General features: G+C 37.1%; 8 protein-coding genes and 1 pseudogene. 1 reads left to right on the top strand and 8 read right to left on the bottom strand.

Annotated features, from left to right (window positions below):
- Positions 1–233: 233 nt before the first annotated feature.
- Genes EH228_RS06210 through EH228_RS06180 form a run of 7 tightly spaced genes read right to left on the bottom strand, consistent with a single transcriptional unit; the run spans position 234 to position 5,811 of the window.
- Positions 234–1,160 carry a metal-dependent hydrolase gene (locus EH228_RS06210; protein WP_193323283.1) on the bottom strand — a complete coding sequence of 309 codons (927 nt, stop codon included), beginning with the start codon at positions 1,158–1,160 and terminating at the stop codon, positions 234–236.
- 10 nt (positions 1,161–1,170) lie between these two features.
- A complete protein-coding gene (locus EH228_RS06205) occupies positions 1,171–1,917 on the bottom strand; it encodes an SDR family oxidoreductase (protein ID WP_152320811.1) in 747 nt (248 codons plus the stop codon).
- A gap of 3 nt (positions 1,918–1,920) precedes the next feature.
- Positions 1,921–2,844 (bottom strand): hypothetical protein, encoded by a 924-nt coding sequence (locus tag EH228_RS06200; RefSeq protein WP_152320810.1) that lies wholly within the window; start codon positions 2,842–2,844, stop codon positions 1,921–1,923.
- A gap of 26 nt (positions 2,845–2,870) precedes the next feature.
- Entirely contained in the window at positions 2,871–3,647 is a 777-nt protein-coding gene (locus EH228_RS06195; protein WP_152320809.1) for a MaoC/PaaZ C-terminal domain-containing protein, read from the bottom strand.
- Entirely contained in the window at positions 3,644–4,894 is a 1,251-nt protein-coding gene (locus EH228_RS06190) for a beta-ketoacyl-[acyl-carrier-protein] synthase family protein (protein ID WP_152320808.1), read from the bottom strand. Before EH228_RS06190 ends, EH228_RS06195 begins: the two co-directional genes overlap by 4 nt.
- A 22-nt stretch (positions 4,895–4,916) precedes the next feature.
- Positions 4,917–5,147 (bottom strand): phosphopantetheine-binding protein, encoded by a 231-nt coding sequence (locus tag EH228_RS06185; RefSeq protein ID WP_152320807.1) that lies wholly within the window; start codon positions 5,145–5,147, stop codon positions 4,917–4,919.
- Positions 5,148–5,160: 13 nt separating this feature from the next.
- The gene (locus EH228_RS06180; RefSeq protein ID WP_152320806.1) at positions 5,161–5,811 is read right to left on the bottom strand and encodes a flavin reductase family protein; all 651 of its coding nucleotides are present in this window, start codon (positions 5,809–5,811) and stop codon (positions 5,161–5,163) included.
- Between the two features lie 324 nt (positions 5,812–6,135).
- On the opposite strand from EH228_RS06180, the pseudogene EH228_RS06175 reads away from it, so the two are divergent.
- Positions 6,136–6,477, top strand: a pseudogene (locus EH228_RS06175) (IS1 family transposase); the annotation flags it as partial.
- A 23-nt stretch (positions 6,478–6,500) separates the two neighbouring features.
- Here the strand turns inward: EH228_RS06175 and EH228_RS06170 are convergent.
- Positions 6,501–7,355: IS3 family transposase (locus EH228_RS06170; protein WP_152320805.1), on the bottom strand; the 855-nt coding region annotated here is incomplete at its 5' end.

Raw genomic sequence — 7,355 nt, 5'->3', positions numbered from 1 at the left:
CCGTCAGCTTAATCAATTATATTTACCACGCAATGCGAGTTCACCGTTCGGTTACGTATGAAGCATGAGAGTTACCTCGTGTTTTGTATAAGGATTCGACACCCATATCAAAACCGGTAACTCTCAACCTTTCAAGGTTATGTGTCAGATTAAGTCGAGACTAATACACTATATATTATAACAAATCATGTTATGAACTTAATATTATAACATTCAATTCCTCATAAAAAAAATCATCGAGCAGTTGCCACTTTGGTATTAATTGCATCAAGAACCATAGGCTCCCAAATATCATCCCACTGATTAATGTAATATTCTCTTTTTTCAGACACAGATGGTAAACGTGGGTGAAAATTCTCATTGATAAAATACTTTTGCCTTTCAATCGTAAATTTATAATAAGAGCTACATTCAATATCTTTTACGGATATATTAACACCTAATAATTTTGCCGCATACAAACCATATTGTACAGCTTGATTATTTTCGATACTTTGATTAGTTATCTCGGATTCAACTAAAGATTTATCCCATAGCTTTTCATGGTATAATTCTTCATATAAATCTAAAGCGACATAGCTATGTTCCATTTCTTCAACAAAATGATAAGCTAGCAAATATAATATACCTAAATTATTAGATAGACTCAATATGCGCTTTATATTTCCGCCATCAAACAGTTGCTCAAAGAAAACAAAGCTGGAAACACACGTTTTACTTTCAAATATAGCAACCTCTTTAATTCCATGTTTTAATGATGCATTATCCAAGGTAATTAAATCATTAGATAAAATATCATGCAATATAGGTTCATAGTATAACTTATAATTTATATACATAAAATCATAAACATTGCCATGATATTTCTCTTTACTGGGAGGAGAAACAGAGGCTATAAATTCATTAAGTGGCTTATGTGCTAACGCATGCTGCCACTCTTGTTTCATAAAAATATCATTATCACTTACCAGATTTTTATCCAAAATAAGCCCTGAATATATTCTGTTAATTCTTTCTGCAAAGTACTCTATAAATTCAAAATAATAAGAATAACCCAGCCCCAATATAGATGATGATATTTGAGGGTTCCAAAGATAATTAAACCCATCATTGATATTCATTGCAGAAAAAACATTCTCAGGTATTTTTCTAATATGCATACATGTCCCTTTATACAGATAAACCACCATCAATGATAATTGTTTGACCAGTGATATATTCTGCTTCTTTACTCATCAAATATCCCACTAGAAAACCAACATCAGAAGGTTTCCCTATACGACCTAATGGTATTTCCTTTCGGATATATTTCAATTCTTTATTGGAAATAAAATTAATCATATCCGTATTTATAAATCCTGGAGCAATTGAATTCACTCTTACATTAAACCGCCCAACTTCTTTGGCTAAGGATTTGGTCAACCCTTTTAGCGCAGCTTTTGATGCACCATAACATACTTGTCCGGGGTTACCTCGCTCAGCAGTTACTGAGCTAATAGTTATAATAGTTCCTCCTCCAATTAGCATTGGTGATAATAAATGCTTATTAAAATAAAATATCGAATTCAGATTAGTATCTATAATAGTTTTCCACTCTTCAACTTTAGTATTGAAGTGTAAGTTGTCTAATGCAATTCCTGCATTATAAACTATACCATATGGAGGCCCAAATTCCTTTAAAAAACACTCACAGAAGCAACTAACACTATCATAGTTACTAACATCACATCTAAAATAATCACTATTAATACCCTGATTTAATAACTTTTCTTTTAATTGGTGTGCTGATGCCTCGCTACTATTATATGTAAAGATGACATGATACCCTTGTTTCGCAAGAATCTCTACAATACCAGAGCCGATTCCTCGGCTCCCTCCGGTGACTAATATTTTTTTAGATTGTTTCAGCTCTTCCATATATTAACCAATAAAGTCTATTTTATTTGAAACTTCTTTTGAATACACCGCCCGATTTTTTCCATATGATTTAATTAAAAAATCAGAATGAATATATTTTATATCCTCTATAGTATAAATGTTCTCTTCACCAAACAATTCATTAAGGACATTATACTTTGATTTACATATCCGCTCTATGGCGCTAGCTTTTCCATCTTCTCCCGACAAGAATAGGGGTAACATTTTATTCTGACCTTCAAAGAAGGTCTCGTGCACCATTGCGTTGTGGTAAACCAAGCCTTCAGAAATTGACTCTAGAAACAATTGCTTATGTCTTTCATCTGCATTAATAATATTTTTTATGATATCTTTCCAAGCTTTTATATGCCTAGCCTCGTCTCTCATAATATTTGAGACAACACTTTTCAATTTTGGATGAGATATTAATGAGCGAACATCTTTGTATAATTCAGTATTCACAATCTCAGCAAATAAGTGTGCTAATGCATAGCTGTAAAGACTCCAGTATTGCCTCTCTTCAAAGCACCAAATATATTTTTCACTAAAACCTCTTATAGATAAATTTGATATAAAATCATCCTTACCTGTTTTTACATAATTAAATATCTTCCCCAAAGAAACACCATGTCTAAATTCTTCGTAGGTAATAATGTTAGCGTAGGCCAGAACTTCCCCCCAATCAGAAATTAAGTCCTTATCAAAGCCATTTTCTCTTAACTTAAAAATTAAATTATAGAATTGTGTTATAGATGCCTGACCAGAAAACTCTCCATCTGAAAGACAATCAAGTAAAAGGATAATATTTTTATCGTCATCTCCAAGCTCGCCTAGCCAAGGCCAGTCATATCTATTAGCATCCCATCGTTGTTCATCAGATAGCCACCCATAGTGAACAATTGTGTCAATCCCAGTAGTATTTTCCATAATTACCCCGCATGATAATCTTATGATTAATATGTTAAGTTAATTTTTACTTTGACCATTAATCCCATTGATAGCTGATAAATCAATTTATCTTCTTCAAATAAATTGATTTCTACAGCACCATAGACATCATTCCCACTTCTTAATAAATCCCCTCCTTTTGTATTATAGGACAGTTTTCTAAAATCGAAATCCCTCCTTCTCCACAACATATCAGTCACATTAATTTTATGATCTACTTGATAAACAGCCAAATCATTAGAATCAACTATATTGTGCTTCTTCAAATATGCTGCAGTTTCTTTAGCTAATGGTTTTTCATCGTTATCTGATATATATAAAGAAAATGCCAAAGCATCAATAAATATCCAATCCTGATTGATATCAGGATAATATTTCCTGAATAGATTAAGTTTCTTATTTATCAAATCAGAGGGAATGCTCCTTCTTTCACTACTATTTTCAATATCAATGAAATCGCCTGAAGCATTTGCTACGAAGCAAATATTATTATTGCTATCTCTCACAGTTAGCCTACTGCTATTTTTCTTTTCCGTAATATCAAACAACATAGTTGAGTTGATATAGGCAGGAGACTTTAAGTAAAAGCATAAGGATCTATTTCCTAATGATAAAACATTGCTCAATAGATACTTCGCATCAAGCATAACCAGCATTCCATGAACGATTTTATCTTTAAGTCCTTGATTTAAAGCGAAAATTTCATCAAAATGAACTTTATTATAATCTCCAGAAAATAATGCCCATTGTTCAAGATCCACTTGATCATATTTTATTATCATTCATCAGCCTTCTGAATAACGAGACAACTATTCGAACCGCCGAACCCATAGTTAATATTCAATGTTCTTTTTACTTTTTTACGCATATGTTCATTAGGAACATAATTTAAATTACAATTGATATCTTTTTCATGAAAGTTAATTGTTGCAGGAATAATGCTTGATTCAATTGATTTAATACAAAAAATTGTTTCTATAGCACCTGTTGCTGCAATAAGGTGTCCTGTATATGATTTTGTGCTTGATACAGGAATATTATATATTTTTTCGGCGAAGACTTCTTTTAAAGCTAAAGTTTCGTTAAGATCATTTAATTGTGTAGATGTGCCATGAGCGTTAATATAATCAATGTCTTCATTCATAATTTGGGCATCAGAAATCGCATCTTTAATAGCCCAAACTCGTCCTGCTAAATCTGGTGCAGGAGCAGTCATATCGTATGCATCTGTAAAACTGGCAAACCCCGTAATTTCAGCGAGAATATTTGCACCTCTTGATTTAGCACTTTCGTACTCTTCTAAGCAGACTACTCCAGCACCCTCTGATAAGATAAAACCTGTTCTTCCAGCACTAAACGGGCAACAAGCGTTTTTTGGTTCCACTTGTTCTTTAGATAAAGCACCTAGGATGTCAACAGTCCAGATACCATAATTACCTAAAATGCTTTCACCTCCACCAGCTAACATCATTTTAGCCTTGCCCATCTTTATACGCTCATATGCATCACCAATAGATATACTACCAGTCGCACATGCAGCAGAAGGTGTATTCTGGTATCCTCTCAGATTCCAATTCAATGCAATACTTGCGGTGCCTATACTAGGCATCGCGAATAAATTACTTAGAGTTGAGGCAAAACCTGTATTTACATAAAGATCATTATTCTCTATTGTTTCATCAATACCACCCCAACCTGTACCAAATATTACACCACAGTCTTTCGGTTCATAATATTCGGATACAACCGTAGCCTGGCTTGAGCCAAACGCCATGCTAATGGCCTCTCTCGAAGCCATTAGTCCTAGCTTTGCAAATCTAGGCATATTTTTAAGTATCTTTTTTGAGAAAACTTGAAGTTCAAGAGGAAAATTGATTCTTCCGAAATATTTGGCCTTAACACTTTTATCTGGATGTTCCCAGTATGTATAACCAATTTTTTTAGCTAATATCGAATCCCAAATTTCCTCTGTATTCTTTCCTAAGGAACATATTGCGCCATATCCTGTGACTACTACTCTTTTATTCATTTTGTCTTCTTCCAAGTTTAGCTCAAAGACTTTCAATATATCTAACTAAATCATCAATAGATTCTAAATTCTCCTGAGCTAGTTTATTTAAATCCACATCAATACCCATTTCTCTTTTCAGTGCGACTTGAATTGCTACATAATCTAAACTAACGAGTCCAATATCTGTAATATTGGTTGCATCGCTTAACTGAGAAATATCGAAATCAGTCAGGTTATCAATTTGTTCAACAATAATTTCTTTAACTTTCATAAATAACTTCCTCTTAGTCACTTCCGCACATAATGATATTAAGTAATTCAGGTGCCATTGGTACCTGCATAGAAAAACTGTTACTGATTGTCGAGTAGTCAATATAACCCATACGCGCTAAAACTTGAGCTTTCGAAACATCCATCATTCCATCTTTGATATATTCATCTTTTACATGGATTCTGATTACTTCACCTAAAATTAAATCCACTGTCCCTAGGTTAGAATTCCCTTTTATTGTCTGTGTACTGATGTACTTACATTCAAGTTGACAGGGACTATCCGCAACCATCGGTATTTGTGATAAATCAGCTTTAATTTTTGCGACGTTCGCAAGTTCAAACTCATCAACATGTGAAGGAACAATCATTGCTGATTTATTAACGGCTTCTTTTAAATCTTCAGTAGCCATATTCCATACAAACCATCCTGTACTCTCTGCATTCCTTGCCGAGTCTTTTCTTGTATCATCAGGATAATGATTCGCGCAAAACATTACCATTGGCGGATCAATTGTAACGATTTGGCATTGGCTAAATGGCGCAAGATTATCAATTCCATTTTCATCAGTGGTTGATATCCATGCTATTGGTCTAGGCGTAACACATGCTCTAAAAATAGAGTGTGGTAGTGGGCATTTTTCTTTCGAAGGATCATATTTCATTATTTTCTATCCCTTTAAAAATCTCCAGTCGTCACGATTTAATACATTTAAAATCTTCCCGTCAATTTTTGGAGTGGTTATTAATCTCTTAAAACATTAAACATAAAGAACAACCTAAACTGATCATTTTTTGTACTCAACATAAAAACCATTTAATCAGCATGGTATCTAGCCGATTATCCTGAATATACGCATTTTTACCCAAAAGCACGAAACTTGACTCATATCAAACAATCAGTCGATCTTTCTTTAAGCAAAAAATGGGTCATGTATTCAATTCGTTGAAAATCATATAAACTCCCTGTTTTTATCAAAGGGATTCTGATGGCTAAGGTTGATGTAAAATGTCCGTTTTGTAAGCAAGCATGGACAGGGGAGTACCGGGCATCAACGTTACCGCTGTCAGGCATGCTGCCGAAGCGTTCAACTTGAATATAAATATCGTGCCTGCCAGCAGGGCATGAAGGATCAGATCATTGATCTTGCCATGAATAATGCTGGCATCCGCGACACTGCACGAGCACTGCATATCAGCATTAATACCGTTACGCGCACGCTAAAAAACTCTCGCCGAAAAACGTCACCTCTCTTCCACTGGATAATCTGCACATTCAGCTCATTTGCGAAGTGGATGAAATGTGGTCATTTGTCGGCGGTAAGTGTCAAGGTTGTTGTCACCTCTTGCTGATTCAGGCCGCCTGTTTTTCCCGCTCCGGATTTAATGTCACAGAGCCTGCCGGCTGCCAGTTTCTTGTCCTTCCTGACCAGCGTTCCGGATGGACCGAACGGGCCGACCGGTATACTTCATCGCGCCTCCTCAGTATTTCCCTGTCTTCACCACGGTGTCGCTGCGCCGGCGTTACATAACGGATACCGCTGTGCCGGTGTTCCCCGTTATACCACCGGGTAAATCTCTCCACCCACTCCCGCGCTTCTTCCAGCCTTACGAACCCAGATGACGGCCACTCCGGTACATATTTCAGCGTCCTGAACAGCGACTCCACATGTGCGTTATCGTTACTTACCCGCGGACGGCTGTGAGACGGGGTTATCGCCAGTTCCTGAAGCTTCACCTGCAATGTCTGTGACTTCATCGCCGCGCCATTATCCGCATGCAGCACCAGCGGCTGCCGATAACACCGTTCCCGCAACACACTGCGTTGGATTAGTGCGGCCGCCTGTTCTCCGCTTTCGCTCTCATGCACTTCATAACCCGTGATTTTTCGGCTGTACAGGTCTTCGATAAGATACAGATAAAACCAGCGCCCTTTCACCACTGAGGCGAGCCAGGTGATATCCCACATCCACACCTGATTCGGCTCCGTCGCTTTCCAGGTGGTGGCCGGCCGGGCTTTCTCTCCCGTCCGCTGCCGCCCCCGTCGATGCGCTTCGCCATGCCGCCGCAGCACCCGGTAAAACGAGGACTCGCTCGCCAGATATCTCCCCTCATCCGCCAGTCGCGGCACGATTTGCGACGGTGGCAGGCTGGCATATGCCGGCTGATGGCACACCGCCAGTATCTGCTGCTCTTCCTCTGCCGTTAA

Source organism: Erwinia endophytica, from assembly GCF_009295515.1.
GTDB classification, from domain to species: Bacteria; Pseudomonadota; Gammaproteobacteria; order Enterobacterales; family Enterobacteriaceae; genus Erwinia; species Erwinia endophytica.
This window is presented reverse-complemented; position numbering and strand designations above follow the sequence as displayed.

What these genes read in the sequence shown, in the direction of transcription:
- EH228_RS06180 (WP_152320806.1), bottom strand. Translation starts at nt 5,811, where the DNA reads ATGAAATATGATCCTTCGAAAGAAAAATGCCCACTACCACACTCTATT.
- EH228_RS06190 (WP_152320808.1), bottom strand. Translation starts at nt 4,894, where the DNA reads ATGAATAAAAGAGTAGTAGTCACAGGATATGGCGCAATATGTTCCTTA.
- EH228_RS06205 (WP_152320811.1), bottom strand. Translation starts at nt 1,917, where the DNA reads ATGGAAGAGCTGAAACAATCTAAAAAAATATTAGTCACCGGAGGGAGC.
- EH228_RS06195 (WP_152320809.1), bottom strand. Translation starts at nt 3,647, where the DNA reads ATGATAATAAAATATGATCAAGTGGATCTTGAACAATGGGCATTATTT.
- EH228_RS06210 (WP_193323283.1), bottom strand. Translation starts at nt 1,160, where the DNA reads ATGCATATTAGAAAAATACCTGAGAATGTTTTTTCTGCAATGAATATC.
- EH228_RS06185 (WP_152320807.1), bottom strand. Translation starts at nt 5,147, where the DNA reads ATGAAAGTTAAAGAAATTATTGTTGAACAAATTGATAACCTGACTGAT.
- EH228_RS06200 (WP_152320810.1), bottom strand. Translation starts at nt 2,844, where the DNA reads ATGGAAAATACTACTGGGATTGACACAATTGTTCACTATGGGTGGCTA.